Source organism: Streptomyces spectabilis, assembly GCF_008704795.1.
Taxonomy (GTDB): Bacteria; Actinomycetota; Actinomycetes; order Streptomycetales; family Streptomycetaceae; genus Streptomyces; species Streptomyces spectabilis.
Window position 1 is genome coordinate 8,403,828 of record NZ_CP023690.1, and the last position, 16,843, is coordinate 8,420,670.

Annotated in this window: 16 protein-coding genes; 4 read left to right on the plus strand and 12 right to left on the minus strand. The window is 74.8% G+C overall.

Translation table 11 applies throughout. The annotated features are described in order from the left end of the window. Window positions 1–31 precede the first annotated feature (31 nt). From egtD to CP982_RS35755, 6 genes are all read right to left on the minus strand, one after another. Window positions 32–994, minus strand: a complete 963-nt coding sequence (gene egtD / locus CP982_RS35730) for an L-histidine N(alpha)-methyltransferase (protein WP_150514254.1) — start codon at window positions 992–994, stop codon at window positions 32–34. Next, window positions 991–1,746: an ergothioneine biosynthesis protein EgtC gene (gene egtC, locus CP982_RS35735; RefSeq protein ID WP_150514255.1), complete on the minus strand. Its 756-nt coding sequence runs from the start codon at window positions 1,744–1,746 to the stop codon at window positions 991–993. Before egtC ends, egtD begins: the two co-directional genes overlap by 4 nt. Then, window positions 1,746–3,161 carry an ergothioneine biosynthesis protein EgtB gene (egtB, locus tag CP982_RS35740; protein ID WP_150514256.1) on the minus strand — a complete coding sequence of 472 codons (1,416 nt, stop codon included), beginning with the start codon at window positions 3,159–3,161 and terminating at the stop codon, window positions 1,746–1,748. The genes egtC and egtB overlap by 1 nt, the downstream gene beginning before the upstream one ends. After that, window positions 3,158–4,483, minus strand: coding sequence for an ergothioneine biosynthesis glutamate--cysteine ligase EgtA (gene egtA, locus CP982_RS35745; RefSeq protein ID WP_150514257.1), 1,326 nt, complete (start codon window positions 4,481–4,483; stop codon window positions 3,158–3,160). Before egtA ends, egtB begins: the two co-directional genes overlap by 4 nt. A gap of 246 nt (window positions 4,484–4,729) precedes the next feature. Then, complete coding sequence (locus tag CP982_RS35750) at window positions 4,730–5,047, minus strand: hypothetical protein (RefSeq protein WP_150514258.1); 318 nt, start codon at window positions 5,045–5,047, stop codon at window positions 4,730–4,732. Window positions 5,048–5,103: 56 nt separating this feature from the next. Continuing rightward, window positions 5,104–6,522, minus strand: a complete 1,419-nt coding sequence (locus tag CP982_RS35755) for an amidase (protein ID WP_150514259.1) — start codon at window positions 6,520–6,522, stop codon at window positions 5,104–5,106. A gap of 306 nt (window positions 6,523–6,828) precedes the next feature. Between CP982_RS35755 and CP982_RS35760 the strand changes: the two genes are divergently transcribed. Beyond that, complete coding sequence (locus CP982_RS35760; RefSeq protein WP_150514260.1) at window positions 6,829–7,926, plus strand: LacI family DNA-binding transcriptional regulator; 1,098 nt, start codon at window positions 6,829–6,831, stop codon at window positions 7,924–7,926. A 29-nt stretch (window positions 7,927–7,955) separates the two neighbouring features. Here CP982_RS35760 and trxA read toward each other — a convergent pair whose 3' ends face one another. Then, complete coding sequence (trxA, locus tag CP982_RS35765; protein ID WP_150514261.1) at window positions 7,956–8,336, minus strand: thioredoxin; 381 nt, start codon at window positions 8,334–8,336, stop codon at window positions 7,956–7,958. Between the two features lie 118 nt (window positions 8,337–8,454). Here trxA and CP982_RS35770 point away from each other — a divergent pair, with 118 nt between their 5' ends. Next, window positions 8,455–9,906 carry a dihydrolipoyl dehydrogenase family protein gene (locus CP982_RS35770; RefSeq protein ID WP_150514262.1) on the plus strand — a complete coding sequence of 484 codons (1,452 nt, stop codon included), beginning with the start codon at window positions 8,455–8,457 and terminating at the stop codon, window positions 9,904–9,906. 44 nt (window positions 9,907–9,950) lie between these two features. Here CP982_RS35770 and CP982_RS35775 read toward each other — a convergent pair whose 3' ends face one another. The 4 genes from CP982_RS35775 to CP982_RS35790 all read right to left on the minus strand — a co-directional run bounded on the left by CP982_RS35775 (window position 9,951) and on the right by CP982_RS35790 (window position 13,938). Beyond that, window positions 9,951–10,217, minus strand: a complete 267-nt coding sequence (locus CP982_RS35775; RefSeq protein WP_150514263.1) for a WhiB family transcriptional regulator — start codon at window positions 10,215–10,217, stop codon at window positions 9,951–9,953. A 163-nt stretch (window positions 10,218–10,380) separates the two neighbouring features. Next, a complete protein-coding gene (locus CP982_RS35780; RefSeq protein WP_308294322.1) occupies window positions 10,381–11,364 on the minus strand; it encodes an aminoglycoside phosphotransferase family protein in 984 nt (327 codons plus the stop codon). 136 nt (window positions 11,365–11,500) lie between these two features. Then, a complete protein-coding gene (locus tag CP982_RS35785) occupies window positions 11,501–12,442 on the minus strand; it encodes a glycosyl hydrolase family 18 protein (RefSeq protein ID WP_150514265.1) in 942 nt (313 codons plus the stop codon). 182 nt (window positions 12,443–12,624) lie between these two features. Then, window positions 12,625–13,938 (minus strand): glycosyltransferase family 4 protein, encoded by a 1,314-nt coding sequence (locus CP982_RS35790; protein WP_150515896.1) that lies wholly within the window; start codon window positions 13,936–13,938, stop codon window positions 12,625–12,627. Between the two features lie 195 nt (window positions 13,939–14,133). Here CP982_RS35790 and CP982_RS35795 point away from each other — a divergent pair, with 195 nt between their 5' ends. Then, window positions 14,134–14,886, plus strand: a complete 753-nt coding sequence (locus CP982_RS35795; protein ID WP_150514266.1) for a response regulator transcription factor — start codon at window positions 14,134–14,136, stop codon at window positions 14,884–14,886. Beyond that, window positions 14,883–16,262 carry a sensor histidine kinase gene (locus CP982_RS35800; protein WP_150514267.1) on the plus strand — a complete coding sequence of 460 codons (1,380 nt, stop codon included), beginning with the start codon at window positions 14,883–14,885 and terminating at the stop codon, window positions 16,260–16,262. Before CP982_RS35795 ends, CP982_RS35800 begins: the two co-directional genes overlap by 4 nt. 24 nt (window positions 16,263–16,286) lie before the next feature. On the opposite strand, the gene CP982_RS35805 is transcribed toward CP982_RS35800, so the two are convergent. After that, a complete protein-coding gene (locus CP982_RS35805; protein ID WP_144322186.1) occupies window positions 16,287–16,631 on the minus strand; it encodes a tetratricopeptide repeat protein in 345 nt (114 codons plus the stop codon). Window positions 16,632–16,843 lie beyond the last annotated feature (212 nt).

The following is a 16,843-nucleotide window of genomic DNA, read 5'->3' on the forward strand; positions in this document are numbered from 1 at the left end:
GTCGGCGCCGGGCCCCGGGAACGGCTGCCTCTCAGGAGGCCGTGCTCAACGACAGCGCGAAGCGGCCGCGCTCGTCCGTCCACCAGTGCGTCAGCTTCAGGCCCGCCGCGGCGAGTTCGGAGCGGACGCCGTCCTCGCGGAACTTCGCGGAGACCTCGGTGCGCAGGTCCTCGCCCCGCTCGAAGTCGACCGTCAGGTCCAGGGCGGGGATCTTCACCGTCTGCGCGAGGCGGGAGCGCAGCCGCATCTCGATCCACTCCCGGTCGCCGTCCCAGACCGCGACGTGGCCGAACGCCTCGGGGTCGAAGTCCGCGCCGAGCTCGCGGTTCACGACGTGCAGGACGTTCTTGTTGAACGCGGCGGTCACGCCCGCCCCGTCGTCGTACGCGGACACGAGGACCGAGGCGTCCTTGACCAGGTCCGTGCCGAGGAGCAGCGAGTCGCCGGGGGAGAGCAGGCCGCGCACCGAGGCCAGGAACGCGGCGCGCTCGGCGGGCAGCAGATTGCCGATGGTGCCGCCGAGGAACGCCACCAGGCGCGGCCCCGGCGTCCCGGGCAGCGCCAGGCCCTGGGTGAAGTCGGCGACGAGCGCGTGCACGCTCAGGGACGGCCGCTCCGCGAGGAGCGTGTTCGCCGCGCCGGTGAGCGCGGACTCGCTGACGTCCACGGGCACGTACGTGTGCAGGTCCGTCAGCGCGTCGATGAGGTGCCGGGTCTTGTCGGAGGAGCCAGAGCCGAGCTCTATCAGCGTGCGCGCGCCGGTGACCTCGGCGATCCGCGCCGACCTGGCGACGAGGATCTCGCGCTCGGCACGCGTCGGGTAGTACTCGGGCAGGGTGGTGATCTCGTCGAAGAGGACGCTGCCGCGCGCGTCGTAGAACCACTTGGGCGGGAGCGTCTTCGGCGTGTGGGTGAGGCCGTGCAGGACGTCGGCGCGCAGGGCGGCGTCGGTGGCGTCCTCGGGCAGGGTGCGGGTCAGCAGGAACGGGCTCACGCGGGTGGCTCCTTGAGCGGGGTGAGAAGGACGTCGGTGCGGCTCGCGTGGAGCAGCGTGTGGTCGGGGACCTCCCGCCAGCGCGGGTCGTCGTCGTAGGGCTCGGACGCGGCGACGGTGCCGCGCCCCGGCACGGCCAGGTACCAGAGGGTGTCGCCCCAGGCTGTCGCGGCGATCGTCGTGCCGTCGGTGAGCAGCAGGTTCAGACGTGCTCCCGGGGCCGCCTCTGCGACCTCCACGACGGTGTCCGCGAGCGCCTGCGACAGCGGCTCGCCGCGCCGGAGGCGGGCCTGTACGAGCGCCCAGACGAGCGCGGAGTCGCAGCGCGCCTCGAGGGAGAGGAGATCGGTGGGCGGCAGGCCCGCGGCGAGCGGCGCGAGCGAGCCGGGCCAGCCGGAGACCGCGCCGTTGTGGCTGAACAGCCAGCGGTCCGCGGCGAACGGCGCCGCCGCGGCCTCCCCGTCCGCGCCCGCCACGGTGGCGTCGCGCACGGCGGCCAGGACCGCCCCCGAGCGCACCACGCGGGCCAGGTCCGCGAACGACTGGTCGCCCCAGATCGGCCCGGCCCGCCGGTAGCGCGCGGGCACCGGGTCGCCGTCGGCGTACCAGCCCACGCCGAAGCCGTCGGCGTTGACCGTGCCGTGCCGCTGGTGCCGGGGCGCCCAGGACTGCCGCAAGAGGCTGTGCGCGGGCTCCACGAGCAGCGCGCCCAGGTGCGCGGGCGCGCCCACGTAGGCGAGGTGACGGCACATCAGCCCAGCTCCGCGGCCAGCTCGGCGGTGGTGGCGTCGCGGGCCGTGCGGAAGCCGGAGAAGATCTGCCGCCGCACCGGGTGGTCCCAGTTGCGGAAGGTGCCCCGGCAGGCCACGGCGTCCACGGAGAAGGCGCCGCCGCGCAGGACCTTGTAGTCGCCGCCGAAGAACACCTCCGAGTACTCGCGGTAGGGGAAGGCGACGAAGCCCGGGTACGGCAGGAAGTCGCTCGCCGTCCACTCCCACACGTCACCCATCAACTGCCGTATGCCGAGCGGGGACTCGCCCCGCGGATAGCTGCCCGCGGGCGCGGGCCGCAGATGGCGCTGCCCCAGGTTCGCGTGGTGGGGCGCGGGGTCCTCGTCGCCCCACGGGTAGCGCGTCGAGCGGTCCTCCTCCGGCTTGTGGCGGGCCGCCTTCTCCCACTCGGCCTCCGTCGGCAGGCGCCGTCCCGCCCAGCGCGCGTAGGCGTCCGCCTCGTACCAGCTGACGTGCACCACCGGCTCGTCGGCGGGCACCGGCTCGACGCGGCCGAAGCGCCGCCGCAGCCACTGGCCGCCCTCGCGCCGCCAGAACAGCGGCGCCGTGAGGCCGTGGCCGCGGACCGCCTCCCAGCCGCGCTCGTGCCACCAGCGCGGCTCGTCGTACCCGCCGTCGTCGATGAAGCGCTGGTACGCGGCGTTCGTCACCGGTGTGGTGTCGAGGAAGAACGGCGGTACGAGACGCCGGTGGGCGGGGCGCTCGTTGTCGAGCGCCCAGGGCTCGGTGGACGTGCCCATGGTGAACGTGGAGCCGGGCACGAGGACTTCGTCCGGGCCGCCGAAGGCCGGAGCGGGCTCCGGGTCCGGGGCGGTGAGCGCCGGGGCGCCCGCCCGCAGCTGATGGGTGATCAGCATGGTCTCGTCGTGCTGCTGCTCGTGCTGGGCGATCATGCCGAAGGCGAAGCCCGCGTCGGTGAGGCCGCGGACCGCCTGCGCGGCGCCCTCCGCAAGCGGGGTGCCCGTGAACGGGGTGCCGTCCGTGAACGGGGTGCTCTGAAGGACGTCGAGCGCCCGGCCGCGCACGTCGGCGGCGTAGCGACGGGCCTCGGCGGGCGCGAGCAGCGGCAGCGAGGGACGCGCGGCGCGCGGGTGCTCGAAGGCGTCGTACAGGGAGTCGATCTCGGGCCGCAGCGCGTCGCGGCCGCCGACCGCGCGCAGCAGCCACTGCTCCTCCTGGTTGCCGATGTGGGCGAGGTCCCACACCAGCGGTGACATCAACGGCGAGTGCTGGGCTGTCAGTTCGCCGTCCTCGACGCACGAGGTGAGCAGCGCGGTGCGCTCGCGCGCGGCGCGGAGCGCGGTGAGCGCGCGCTGCCGCAGCTCCTCGGGGCCGACGGGCACCTCGGGCGGGGCTCCGGTCGTGGAACCGGTCATCGCGGTACGTCCTTCCCGGGGGCCAGCGCCCCTTGTGCGTCGAGTTCGTCGAGCAGGTCGTCCGCCGGGCAGCGGCCGCGGACGACGTACCGGTCGGCGTGCGCCGCGACGGCGGCCAGCACCGCGGGCGCGGCGCCGAGCCGGGGCAGCGCGTCCAGGGCGGCGTCGAAGCAGGCCGTCGCCGCCTCGCGCAGCTCCGGGTCCGCGAGGCCGTGGCGCGCCGCGTCCAGCCACAGCGGGCTGTGCGGCGCGGGCGTCGCCCCGGCCCGCTCGGCCAGCGGCTTGACCGTGCGGTAGGCCGTCTCGGCGGCCTGCGCGTCGTCGAAGAGCGCCATGGTCACCGCAAGGGGCACCACCCAGCCGTCCGCGCCGCTCTGCGCGTCGACCATGCGCAGCTCCAGGTGTCCGCGCGGTCTGACCGGCGGGAACAGCGTGGTGAGGTGGTAGTCGAGGTCCCCGCGGGTGGGCGGCCGCGGCAGGCCCGAGCGCACCCAGGACCGGAAGCTCAGGCCTTGGGGCACCAGCCACGGCGCCCCGTCCGCGGCCCCGGCGCTCTCGGTGCGCACGCACATCACCGGCGCGTCCAGGGCGTGCCGGGCCCAGGCCGCCCGCGGCTCCTCGTCGAGCGCGGGCGCGCCCGACCTGCCGGGGTCGATGCCCGCCCACACGGCCTGCCGGGTGGACCGCCAGCCCGTGGCGCGGCCGTCCTGCACCGGCGAGTTGGCGAACGCCGCCACCAGGACGGGGCCGAGGAGGTGCGCGAGCCGCCAGCGCCGGGCGAAGCCGAGCGGCCCCGGCTCCGCGTACCCGGCGTCCAGACAGATCTGCACGGACGCCGTGGAGCACATCATGCGGCGGCCCGCCTCACCCGCGCGGTCGAGCCAGGACTCCATGGCGTCGTAGCGCGGCTCCCGGAGCAGCCGCGTCGGGGCGCGCCACGGATCGGCGCCGAGGCCGGTGAGGGTGAGGTCCAGGGGGCGGAGCGTGTCGCGGACGACGGTGAGATCGGCCGCCACGGCCGATACGCACTCCATGAGCGAGGCGGCGGGCAGCGAGCTGAGCTCCAGCTGACCGCCGGGTTCCACGGTGACCGCCGAGTGCAGGGACCGGGTCCGAAGGGCCGCGCGGGCGGCCTCCACACGGGCGGACGTGACGGGAAGGCGCGGTGAGCGCCGGTCGTGGACGAGCCATTCCAGCTCGACGCCGACGGCGGCGGGCGGCCCGTTCTTGAAGCAGATGCCGCGCACCAGGGCCTCGACCTCCGCCTCGGTCACGGCGTCCCGAGGACGCGCGCGACGGTTCGTACAGTCTCCTTCTGGCATGCCGGGGGTCCTCCTGTTCCGGGCGGTCCGGACGTCGCGTCCGGGCAGCGCTCGTAACACCCAAGACCTTGAAGCTATTTCGCACAAGACGGCCCCGGGTGGCCGGAAGATGCCGTCGCGGTGAACGACGGCCGCGCCGCGCCGTCGGTTCGCGCACCACACGGGGCATTCCTTCCAATAGACCACGCGTGTGCCGTTCCCGCACGGGATGGCCGAAACGCCACGTCCGCCCCGGGAGCGCGCCGGTCAGTCGCCGGCGGCGGGGCGCTCGACGCGGTACTGCCCCATCAGCTCGTCGAAGGCGTCGCTGGTCGGCCCGCCCAGGACGGCCGGGTGCGCGCCGCCCACGAACGACCGCACCCGGTCCGTCACCTCCGCCGCCCGCGCGGCGCTCGCGTAGATGCCGAGCACCAGAGAGCCGTCCCCCGCGGTGAAGCCCCAGGGCACCTCGCAGGGCCCCTCGTGGTCCTCGACCGGACACAGCAGCCGGGCGAGGGGCTCCTGGAGCGCGAGCGCGGCTTCCGTGTCGGCGAAACCGTGGATGTGGATCTCGTAGAGCTGCACGGCTCAGACGGTAGACGGCGTCCGCACGGGCCGCACGGCATTTTCGGCCCGCCCGCTCAGGGGGCCGCCCGCGTGTCCGCGGGCTCCGGCCAGGACTCGTGCCAGCGCCGGTCGGCCTCCAGCTGCGCCGCGAGCGAGATGAGCAGCGGCTCGCTGCCCGCCGGGCCGAGGAGCTGGGCGCCCACCGGCAGACCGCCCGCGACCCGGCCCGCGGGGACGTTCACTCCCGGCCAGCCGAGCACGTTCCACGGCCAGGCGTACGGACACGCCGCGATCATCGCCTGGTCCGTGCGCAAGGCGCTGAGCCCCGCGAGCGCCCCGACGGGCGGCGGCGGGGTGGCGGTCGTGGGCGCGAGGACCACGTCGTACGTGTCGAAGACGGCGCCCACGCGCCGGTGCAGGGTCGCCTCCGCCCGCCGGGAGAGCCGCAGCGGCGCACCGCCGAGCAGCCGCCCCAGGCGGGCGGCGTCCTTGGTGCGCGGGTCGAGCAGGGCGGGGTCGGGCACCTCGCGCACCCAGTCGGCGACGCCCGCCGTGGCCCGCGGCACGAAGGCGAGGCCGATCTGGCCGTAGCGCGGGTCGGCCTCCTCCACGTCGTGCCCGAGCGCGGCCAGGCGGTCGGCGAGGTCCACGACCTTGGCCCGCACGAGCGGGTGCAGACGCTTGGGCGTGGCCGTGAACGGCGTGCGTAGGGAGAGCGCGACACGCAGTTTGCGCGGCTCGCGCGTCGCCGCGTCGGCGGCGCGGATCGCGGACGGCTGGTGCGGGTCGTCCCGGTGGTTGCCGCTCGCCGCGTCCAGGAGCAGCGCGGCATCGGTCACGGTGCGCGCGAGCGGGCCGTTGACGGTGATGCCGTTGAACGCCTCCGGCCACGGCCACGTCGAGATGCGCCCGCGCTGCGGCTTGACCCCGACCAGGTGCGTCCACGCGGCCGGGATCCGCACCGAGCCCGCCCCGTCCGAGCCGAGCGCCACCGGCACCAGGCCCGCCGCGACCGCCGCGGCGGAGCCGCCCGACGAACCGCCCGGCGTGTGGCGGGTGTTCCACGGATTGCGGGTGTCGCCGAACGCGGGCCCCTCCGTGAACGGCCACTGCCCCAGCTCGCACGTGTTGGTCTTGCCGACGATGACCGCGCCCGCCGCCCGCAGCCTGCGCACCGCCTCCGCGTCGCGCGCCTTGGGCGGGAAGTCGCCGGGGCAGCCGAACGCCGTCGGCTCGCCCGCCACGTCCGTGTCGTCCTTCACCGCGATCGGCACCCCGAGCAGCGGGGCGCGGACGCCCGCCGCCAACTGCCGGTCGGCGGCGTCCGCTTCGGCGAGCGCGGCCTCGGCGCGCACCACGCGGAAGGCGTTGAGCGTGCCCTGGGTCGCCAGGATGCGGGTGAGCGTCCGCTCGGCGAGTTCGCGCGCGGACACCTCGCCCGCGCTGAGCGCGCGGACGGTCTCCGCGAGGCCTTCGGAACGGTCGCTGCTCATGTGGGGGCACCTTCGGTCGGGCGGCGCGGCCGCGGTTGCTTACCGCACGGTAGCTTCCGGTGGGCCAACGCGGAATCGGCCAGGCGCAGTTCACTCCCGCCCGCCGCGCGCGCTCCGCATCGGCGCGGCGCGCGCGAGCGGCGTGGGCCGCCCCGGCCGAGCCGTGTGTGCGCGGGTACGGGCGCGTGTGACCTCCCGCGCTACCAGCCAGGATGGCGTGCGCGCCCATGCCCCGGCGACTGCCCGGCAGCGCCCCCGCGCCCGCCTGGGTGCGCCCCGGGGGCGTCTGGAAGGATTGCCCCCGTCATGGTGCAGATACCGAAGCAGCAGCCCGCGCCGGATCCGGCGCCGACCGCGCCGAGCCCGCCATCCGACCCCGAGCCGCAGGACGCCGCGCAGCGCGTGCCGCACTCCGTTCCGACCAGCGCCGACGTCGCACGCCTCGCGGGCGTCTCGCGCGCCACCGTGAGCTACGTCCTGAACAACACCAGTGCCGTGCGCATCAGCGAGCCCACGCGCCACCGCGTCCGCGAGGCCGCCAAGGAGCTCGGCTACGTCCCGCACGCCGCCGCCCGCAGTCTGCGCGCCGGGCACACCCGCATGGTCCTCATGCCCACGCCCCAGATCCCCGTGGGCCCGCTCTTCAGCCGCTTCTTCAGCGAACTCCAGTGGGCGCTCAGCCGGTTCGACTACACCGTCGTGCAGTACGGCAGCCTCGGCCTCACCGGTGAGGAGGCCGCCCGCGCCTGGGCCGAGCTGCGCCCGGTCGCGGTCCTCGCCCCCGACGCGACCGCGCTCGGCGCCCGCGGCGTCTCCGTCCTCAAGCGCTCCGGCGCCAAGGCGGTCTTCACGCTCGGCCCGCAGCGGGCCGAGGGCGCGCACGCGCTGCTCATGGACCAGCGCCTGGTCGGCCGCAGCGCCGCCGAGCACCTGCTGGCCCGCGGCCGCCGCCGCATAGGCGTGGTGGTCCCCGATGAGCCCGGGCTCGAACCCTTCTCGCGGCCGCGCCTCGACGGCGTGCGGGCCGCCGTGCGCGGCACGGGCGACGGCGAGGTGACCGAGCTGCCGCTGGGCTACGGCGAGGACTCCGCCGCCCGGCTCGCGGGCCGCTGGCGCGCGCTCGGCCTCGACGCCGTCTTCGCGTACAACGACGAGTACGCGATGCTCCTCATGCGCGCCCTCCAGGACGAGGGGCTGCGCGTCCCGGACGACACCGCCGTCGTGGGTGCCGACGACCTGATGCTCGGGAGACTCCTTCGGCCGCGCCTGAGCAGCGTCCGCATCGAGCTGCCGTCGGGCCGCGGCCTGGCCGAGCTGGTCGACCGCGTGGTGCGGGAGCCGGGGGCGCGGCCGGAGGTGCACGACGTGCTCGGCGCGAGCGTGGTGCACCGCGAGTCGAGCTGAGCCCCGGCCCGGCGCCCCCGGGCGACGTGTTACGCCCCCTGCTCCTTGGCCTGCTGCTCCGCCACCGACTTGCGGACCTCGTTCATGTCGAGCTGGCGGGCCTGACCGATCACGTCCTCCAGGGCGGACTCCGGAAGGGCGCCCGGCTGCGCGAACACCGCGACCTGGTCCCGGACGATCATCAGCGTGGGAATCGACTGGATGCCGAACGCGGCCGCGAGCTCCGGCTGGGCCTCCGTGTCCACCTTGCCGAAGACCAGGTCCGGGTTGGCCTCCGCGGCCTTCTCGTACACCGGTGCGAACTGGCGGCAGGGACCGCACCAGGACGCCCAGAAGTCGATCAGGACGAAGTCGTTCTCCGTCATCGTCTGGTCGAAGTTTTCCTTCGTGAGCTCCACGGTCGTGCTCATGATTGAGTCTCTCTTCCTGGTGGGGGCGAAGCCGTCGTGCACAACGGCCGCGGCGGCGGCCGTATTCCGCGCGCGTACCCGTGTGGCCACGCCGCACACCTGGCACCAGACTGGCCTCATGACGCAATCCACGGACGCCACGGGCGAAACAGCGGACAACACCTACGACGTAGTGGTCATCGGGGCCGGACCGGTCGGGGAGAACGTCGCCGACCGGGCGCGCGCGGCGGGCCTCAGCGCGGCGATCGTGGAGAGCGAGCTGGTCGGCGGGGAGTGCTCGTACTGGGCCTGCATGCCCAGCAAGGCGCTGCTGCGGCCCGTCGTGGCGCGCGCCGACGCGCGCCGCGTGCCGGGCCTGCGCCACCTGGTGGAGGGCGCCCTGGACGCGTCCGCCGTCCTCGCCCACCGGGACGAGTACGCCTCCCACTGGAAGGACGACGGCCAGGTCGGCTGGCTCGACTCGATCGGCGTCGACCTGTTCCGGGGCCACGGCCGGCTCGCGGGCACGCGCCGGGTGACCGTCACCGCCGCCGACGGCACCGTCACGGAGCTGGCGGCCCGGCACGCGGTCGCCGTGTGCACCGGCAGCCGGGCCGTCGTCCCCGACCTGCCGGGCGCCGCCGACGCCAAGCCGTGGACCAGCCGCGAGGCGACCGGCGCCGACCACGTGCCCGGCCGCCTGGTCGTGGTCGGCGGCGGGGTGGTCGGCGTGGAGATGGCCACGGTCTGGCAGGCCCTCGGCTCCCGGGTGACGCTCCTGGTGCGGGGTGGGGGGCTGCTGCCCAAGATGGAGCCGTTCGCCGGGGAGCTGGTCGCCGACGCGCTGCGCGAGGCGGGCGCGGAGGTCCGTACGGACACCTCGGTGAAGGCGGTGCGCAGGGACGGCGCCACGGTCACCGTCGAGCTCGACGGCGGCGACCTGATCGAGGCCGACGAGGTGCTCTTCGCCACCGGCCGCGCCCCGCGCACCGACGACCTCGGCCTGGACACGGTCGGCCTGGAGCCCGGCGCGTGGCTGTCCGTCGACGACAGCTGCCAGGTCGCCGGCAGCGACTGGCTGTACGCCGTCGGTGACGTGAACCACCGGGCTCTGCTGACCCACCAGGGCAAGTATCAGGCGCGGATCGCGGGCGCCGCGATCGCCGCCCGCGCGCGGCGCGTGCCGATCCTGGAGACCGACCGGTGGGGCGCCCACAGCGCGACCGCCGACCACGACGCCGTCCCGCAGGTCGTCTTCACCGACCCCGAGGCGGCCTCGGCGGGCCTCACCCTCGCCGCCGCCGAGGAGGCGGGCCACCGGGTGCGCGCCGTCGACTACGACCTCGCGTCCGTCGCCGGGTCCGGCCTGTACGCCGACGGGTACCGGGGCCGCGCCCGCATGGTCGTCGACCTGGACCGCGAGGTCGTCCTTGGCGTCACCTTCGTCGGTCCCGGCGTCGGCGAGCTGATCCACTCCGCCACGGTCGCCATCGCGGGCGAGGTCCCCGTCGACCGCCTGTGGCACGCGGTCCCGGCGTATCCGACGATCAGCGAGGTGTGGCTGCGGCTCCTGGAGACGTACCGGGGCTGAGCGAGCGCCCCGCCGAACGGGGCACGGCCCAGCGGGGGCCGTGCCTACGCCCGCCTGCGGGCGGGCCGGGAGCGGCGGAGGCCCGCGAGTTCGTCCTCGCCCTTGCCGCCCCAGACTCCCGACGTCTGGCCGGAGCTGAGCGCGTAGGCGAGACACTCCCGCGCCACCGCGCAGTGCGCGCAGATGCGTTTGGCTTCCTCCTGGTCCCGTTCGGCCGGTCCTGAGGTGCCGACGGGGAAGAACAGCTCGGGGTCCTCATCAGCACACGCGGCCCGGTGGATCCAGTCCTGTCGCAGGGGCACCAGTTCCATGCGGGCCCGGGTGCCCGGGAGGCGAGGGGACGAAACGGAATGTTCCGTACTGTGTGCGCGGGGAGCGCGGCCGTGGGCTGAGCCGGCCGCTCAGCCGTCGGTTCGGCCACCCGCTCAGCCGTCGGCACAGCCATCCGCTCAGCCGTCCGACTCAGCCGCCTGCTCAGCCGTCCGCGAGGATCGCCTTCAGATGCCGCAGCGCCGTCGTCACGCGGGCCGGGTCCTGCTGGAAGAACGGGTCGTCGGGGACCGGCAGGGACCCGGCGAGCGCGATGCCGCGGCCGCGTGCCCACGTCGCGTCGTCCGCGCCGACGGCCGCGCGGAACGTGGCGCGGGCCGTCGCGGGCAGGAACATCCACGCCGGGATCAGATCGCACGCCGGGTCGCCGACGGCCAGCGTCCCGAAGTCGATGACGGCGGTCAGGCGCCCGTCGACGGCCAGCAGATTGCCGGTCGCCAGGTCGCCGTGCAGCCACACCGGCGGACGGTCCCAGGCGGGCGCCGCGAGCGCCTGCTCCCACACCGCCGTGACGGCGTCCGTGTCGACCATGCCGTCCAGCTTCGCGATCTTCGCCCGCACCGTGGAGTCGGCGGCGAGCTGCGGACACTCGGCGCCCACGCGCGCGCCCCGGAAGGCGTTGCTCCACTGCGGCGGCGGCCCGTCCGTCGGATCGATCCGCTGCAACGTGCCGATGAAGTCGGCGAGTTGGGCGGCGGCCTCATGCGGATCCGCCAGGCCATCCGTCGTCGCGGGCTCGCCCTCCAGCCAGCGGCAGACCGACCACGGGAACGGATAGCCCTCGCCCGGCCCGCCCTGCGCCAGCGGCTGCGAGACCGCGAGCGGCAGCTGCGGCGCCAGCCACGGGAGCCAGCGCTGCTCCCGCTCGACCTGGCCCCTCCAGCGGGCGTGGCGGGGCAACCGAAGGGCCATGTCGTCGCCCAGGCGGAAGGTCGCGTTGTCCATGCCCGAGCGGGGCACCGGGGTCACGGGCAGGTGCGCCCACCGCGGGAACTGCGCCGCGAGGAGGCGCCGCACCAGCGGCACGTCGATGGTCACCGCGACCTCGTCGTCGTCCTGGGCGCCCGGGATGTCCAGGGCGTCCTGGTCCGGTTCGTCGTACGTCTCGTCGGTACCGCTCGGTGACACGGGGATCCCCTCGGCCGGGCCATGTGCCCGGCGCCTTCGTCGACTTGGTGGCAGGCGGCCCATTCCACCCGTCGGCGAGATCCGCCGTCCACCGGATTTCCCGGCCGGATTTTCCGGCGCCCCGCCGCGCGGCAGGTCAGCCCCGCAGCGCCGATGACACCTCCGCCGCCCACCGCCACGGCGCCGCGGTGCCGCCGGGCCGCGAGTTGAAGTACTCCCAGCCCATCACGCCGCCCATCTGCGGGTACTTGGCGACCAGGCGGCGCACGGTGGACTTCAGCCGGGGGGTGTCGACATAGCCGCTGCCGCCGTTGGACGGGTCGGTGAGGGTGCCCGCGACGACCTTCGACGCCGGTACGATGCCGCGCCGCATGACCGCGTCGTAGCTCGACGTCGACGCCATGCTGCCCCAGCCGTTGTAGAACTGGGCGTTGAACCAGGCGATGTCGCGGCCCCGGTCGCGGTACAGGCGCTCGTAGTCGAAGCCGGAGAGGTTGCCGCCGCCGCTGAGGGCGCTGCCCACCGGCGCCAGGGTGATGAGGAAGCCGGGGCCGAAGTCCCGGCGCAGGGCGTCGATGACGCGCTCGATGCCCGCGAGCGACATCCGCTCCTCGACGTCGAGGTCGACGCCGTCGAGGCCGTACTGGCGTATGAAGTCCCGAAGGAGCGGGTAATACGTGTCGAATTCCGTGTCGAGCCGCGTGAAGCTGCCCGGCGCCGCCCCGCCGACCATCCCGAGGACGTGCACGCCCTGGCTCTGGAGGGTCTTCAGGTCCCGCCACATCTGGTCGAACTTGGCCGCGTTCGGCGGATCGTCGTTCAGATGCACCGGCTTGTACGGGCCGTTGACGTCGTTGAGGTGCACCGCGGCGACGATGACGTCGGTCACCCCGGTGCGGTGCGCGGTCAGGCCGAGCGGCGAGACGTACGTGCCGTTCGTGTACTGCGTCTGGTAGTAGACGACGACGCGCTTGCCCGCCGCGGCGCGCGGCGCGGCGCTCGTGGCGGCGGCGTTCGCCGTGGCGGCGCTGCCCGCCGTGAGTGCGAGCGCGCCGAGAAGTACCGAGCGTCTTTTCATGCGGAACTCTCCTCCGTGTCCTGCGCATTACCGGCCGGAGCCGTTATCGGCCCGGTACCGCTAACGGCTCCGGGCCGAAAGCGGCCGCACCGGCAGCGGCGGTCACGATCATTGATCGAGACCGCCGCAATTCTGACGACGGAGGGGGGACACGGCTAGAGCACGGCGTGAACTAATGCGCTTTAGTTGGAGCTGGTGGCGACCGGCGTCCGCGCCTCGCGCGGCGTACGGTCCGGCCCCGCCGAGCCCGACGCCGACCGCGCGGGCACCGCGGCGGAGCCCCCGCCCCGGGCGCGGAGCCGCCGCAGCGCACGCCGCGCCCGCGCGGGCACCACCCGCCGCCAGGACCGTCTGCGACGTGTGGAGCGCAGCTCGGCGAAGAGCAGTTCGTGCCGGGCCGCGATCGGTTCCGGGTCGTACCGCCGAGCGCTCTCCAGGGCGGCGGCGCCCATCGCGCGCCGCCGCGGCGCGTCCTCGATGAGTTCGAGCAGCGCCTTGGCCAGGGCGGCCTCGTCGCCCGTCGGCACCAGACGGCCGTCGTGGCCGTCACTGATGATCTCGGCGGGGCCGAGCGGACAGTCGGTGCTCACCACCGGCACGCCGCACCGCATCGCCTCCACAAGCGTCATGCCGAACGACTCGGCGTCGGACGCCGACGCGACCACGGACGCCTGGGCGAACTCCGGCTCGATCGGCGAGCGCACCCCCATCAGCTCCACGTGCCCGCGCAGCCCGAGCTCCTCGACCGCGCGCTCCAGCGGCTCCTTCTGCTGCCCGCCGCCGTAGATCCGAAGGCGCCAGTCGGGGTGCCGCTCAGCGACCGTGGCGAACGCCGCCACCAGCAGGTCGAACCGCTTGCCCGGCACGAGCCGCCCGGCGGCGGCGACGACCTTGGCGGTGCCGTCGGACGGCAGGACGTGCGGCCTCGGCACCATGTTCGGGATGCTCAGGATCCGCACCCCCGGCAGCGGCATCCGCCTGCGGTACACCTCCGCGTCCGCCTCCGTGGTGGTCACCAGGGCGTCGAGGTCGCGGTAGTGGCGGGCGAGTTGGGCGCGAAGGCGTTTGCTGTGCGCGTCGTGCCGCAGGTGCTCCTGGCCGACCAGCAGCGCGCGGCGCGGGCCGAACCGCGCGAGGTACACATTGATCCCCGGCCGCGTACCGACGACCACGTCCGCGTCGCAGCGCCGCAGGTACGCCGCGACGCGCTCGTCGTGCAGGCGCGTGTACTGGTGGTGGCGCCGCTCCGCCGACGGGAACACCTCGGCGGGCTCGGCGAACGCCGGGTCCAGCGTGTCCGCGCTCCCGGCCCTGATGTCCACCAGCGGTACGAGCCGCACGCGCGGGTCGACCTCGAAGCGCGGCCACTCGCGGTGGCGCATCAGCGAGACGATGGTGACGTCGTGGCGCTCGGACAACGCGGAGGCGAGATTGAGGGTGGTGCGAATGGTGCCCCCCACGCCGTACACGTTGTGCAGCAGGAACACGACCTTCAGAGCCTTCATGCGGAGCTTTCCCCTCGGCGGTGCTCGACAGATCCGCGCGTGCGTCGGGACGCGCGGCGAAATGACGCGGCAGAAACGCAAGCCACCTTCCCGCGCCCGGGTAAGCCGGGATTCCGGCCACGGTGAGAGGACGGTAAGAACGCGGCCCTTGGCCGGTGGAACAGGGGCGGTTGGCAGACTAACGGGATGCCGCACACCGAGCCGTATCGCAACACGCCGACTCCCGGCGGTCCGTCGCACACCGTGCTGCTCGCCGAGGACGACCGTGCCATCCGCAACTCGCTCGAGCGCGCCCTGACGCTGGAGGGCTACCGCGTCACCGCCGTCGCCGACGGCGTCCAGGCGCTCGCGGCCGCGCACCGGCAACCGCCCGACCTGCTCGTCCTGGACGTGATGATGCCCGGCATCGACGGTCTCCAGGTGTGCCGGGTGCTGCGCGCCGAAGGCAGCAGGACGCCCGTCCTGATGCTCACCGCCCGGGTGGAGACCGCCGCCCGCGTCGCCGGACTCGACGCGGGCGCCGACGACTACGTGGCCAAGCCCTTCGAGGTCGACGAGGTCTTCGCCCGGCTGCGCGCGCTGCTGCGCCGGGCGGACGGAGCGGTGGCGGCGGGTGGAACCGCCGGCGACGGCCCCGACGGTGTCCTCAGGGCGGGCGACCTGCACATCGACCCCGGGGCCCGGCGCGCCTGGCGCGGACCCCGCGAAGTCGAACTCACCCGCACCGAGTTCGACCTCCTGCACCTGCTGGCCCGCAACGAGGGCATCGTCCTCGACCACGCCACCATCTACGACCGCATCTGGGGCTACGACTTCGGGCCGAACTCCAAGAACCTCGCCGTGTACGTGGGTTACCTGCGCCGCAAGCTCGACGCGCCCGGGGCGCCGCCGCTCATCCACACCCTGCGCGGCGTCGGGTACGTCCTGCGGGCGTCATGAGGACCGGCGCCCGGATCGGCACGAGCCTCGGCACGAGGTTCGCCGCCTCGTTCGCGGCGGTCGCCGTCGTCGTCACCCTCCTCGTGGGCTTCCTCAGCTACGACGCGGCGGCCCGCCTCATCCGCCGCGACCAGCACTCGGCCTTCAACGAAGTCGTCGAGGACCTGCGCGAGCAGGTGCGCAGACACCGCCTGAACGTCTCCATCGCCACAGACCTCGACGGCGACGGCGTCCGCGACGACCTGCTGCGGCCCACCCGCTTCGACGCCCAGGTCCTCGGCCCCCGCGGCGGGGTCACCGAGCGCGGCAGACGCCGCCTTCCGGTGGGCGACGAGGAGCGCGCGACGGCCGCGAAGGAGCGGCCCGGCGTGGTGACGCGCCGCGACGTCGACCTCGCCCACGGGGACTACTGGCTGGTCACCGTCTCCCTCGGCGACGGCCTCGGCGCCATCCAGGTGGCGCGGGAGTTCAGCGACACCGAGGACCTGCTGCACAGCCTCCAGCGGCGCACGCTGCTGCTCGCCACGCTCGTGGTCCTGGCCGCGGCCCTCGCGGGCTGGTGGCTGGCCCGCCGGATCACCCGGCGCCTGGTGCGGCTCGCCCACGCGGCCGAGGACGTGGCGCAGACCGGCCGCGTCGACCGGCAGGTGCCGGTGGCCGGGAGCGACGAGGTGGGGCGGCTCGGCCGCTCCTTCGACCGCATGCTGGGCCGCCTCGCGCAGGCCGAGGACGACCAGCGGCGGCTCGTCCAGGACGCGGGGCACGAGCTGCGCACGCCGCTCACCTCACTGCGTACGAACATCGCGGTGCTGCGCCGCATCGACGAACTGGAGCCGTCCGTGCGGGCGGAGCTGGTCGTCGACCTGGCCGACGAGTCCCGTGAACTCACCGACCTCGTCAACGAACTCGTCGCCATCGCCGCGGGCCGCCACGGTGACGAACCGCCCGTCGACCTCGTCCTCGCGGACGTCGCCGAAGAGGCCGCGGCGGTGGCGCGCCGCCGCACCGGCCGCGAGATCGCGGTCCGCGCGCGGGACGACACACCCGTCCGGGCCCGCCCCGCCGCGGTCAAGGGCGCGATCACCAACCTCCTGGAGAACGCCGCCAAGTTCGACCGCGACGGCACCGCCCCCATCGACCTGGAGGTCTCTGCCGACCGCGTCGAGGTCCGCGACCGGGGGCCCGGCATCGCGGCCACCGACCTCGCGCGCGTCTTCGACCGCTTCTACCGCGCCCCGGCCGCGCGCAGCCTCCCCGGCTCGGGCCTCGGCCTGTCGATCGTCCGCGACGTGGCGAGGTCCCACGGCGGCACGGTCTTCGCCGGGGCGAGGCCCGGGGGAGGGGCGGTGGTGGGCTTCACGCTCGGCGAGCCCTGAGGCCGGGCCGGGGGCCCGGCCCGCTCACGGGGTCGGCTCACCGGACAGCGCGGCCGCCATCCGCAGCTGCGGTACGGCCTCCGCGTCCCGGCCCTGCCGTTCGAGGGTGCGGCCGAGCATCAGCCGGGCGTAGCTCTCCACGGGGTCGAGCTCCAGGACCGCGCGCAGCTCGGTCTCGGCGCGGCGCAGCTGGGCCGAGTGGTAGTAGGCGCGGGCGAGCAGCAGCCGCGGGGCGACCTGCTCGGGCACCTCGTCCGCCAGCGGGGCGAGGATGCGCGCCGCCGTCGCGTACTCCTTGGCGTCGAAGAACTGCCCCGCCCGCTCCCAGCGCTCGGCGGCGGTTCCGTGGTCGTAGTAGGTGATGTTCACTGTGGTGGCCTCCTCGACGGCCCACAACGAAGCCAGGTATTTGAATATTCCACTACGTCGTGGTGTGGGCTCGGGGCATGGGCCCAGGGGCGTGGGCCCGAGGACGCATCCGGCTCCGGAACGGCTCCGGACAGGCTCCGTCTCCGGACAGTCTCCGGACCGTCTCCTGGCGGCGCGAAGGCGGATGCTGACGGGCCGGGCTCGTCGGGGCT

Coding starts and splice junctions, on each gene's coding strand:
- trxA (WP_150514261.1), bottom strand. CDS start 8,336: ATGAGCACGACCGTGGAGCTCACGAAGGAAAACTTCGACCAGACGATG.
- CP982_RS35785 (WP_150514265.1), bottom strand. CDS start 12,442: ATGAAAAGACGCTCGGTACTTCTCGGCGCGCTCGCACTCACGGCGGGC.
- CP982_RS35775 (WP_150514263.1), bottom strand. CDS start 10,217: ATGGAACTGGTGCCCCTGCGACAGGACTGGATCCACCGGGCCGCGTGT.
- CP982_RS35770 (WP_150514262.1), top strand. CDS start 8,455: ATGACGCAATCCACGGACGCCACGGGCGAAACAGCGGACAACACCTAC.
- CP982_RS35760 (WP_150514260.1), top strand. CDS start 6,829: ATGGTGCAGATACCGAAGCAGCAGCCCGCGCCGGATCCGGCGCCGACC.
- CP982_RS35795 (WP_150514266.1), top strand. CDS start 14,134: ATGCCGCACACCGAGCCGTATCGCAACACGCCGACTCCCGGCGGTCCG.
- egtA (WP_150514257.1), bottom strand. CDS start 4,483: ATGCCAGAAGGAGACTGTACGAACCGTCGCGCGCGTCCTCGGGACGCC.
- egtC (WP_150514255.1), bottom strand. CDS start 1,746: ATGTGCCGTCACCTCGCCTACGTGGGCGCGCCCGCGCACCTGGGCGCG.
- egtB (WP_150514256.1), bottom strand. CDS start 3,161: ATGACCGGTTCCACGACCGGAGCCCCGCCCGAGGTGCCCGTCGGCCCC.
- CP982_RS35755 (WP_150514259.1), bottom strand. CDS start 6,522: ATGAGCAGCGACCGTTCCGAAGGCCTCGCGGAGACCGTCCGCGCGCTC.
- CP982_RS35800 (WP_150514267.1), top strand. CDS start 14,883: ATGAGGACCGGCGCCCGGATCGGCACGAGCCTCGGCACGAGGTTCGCC.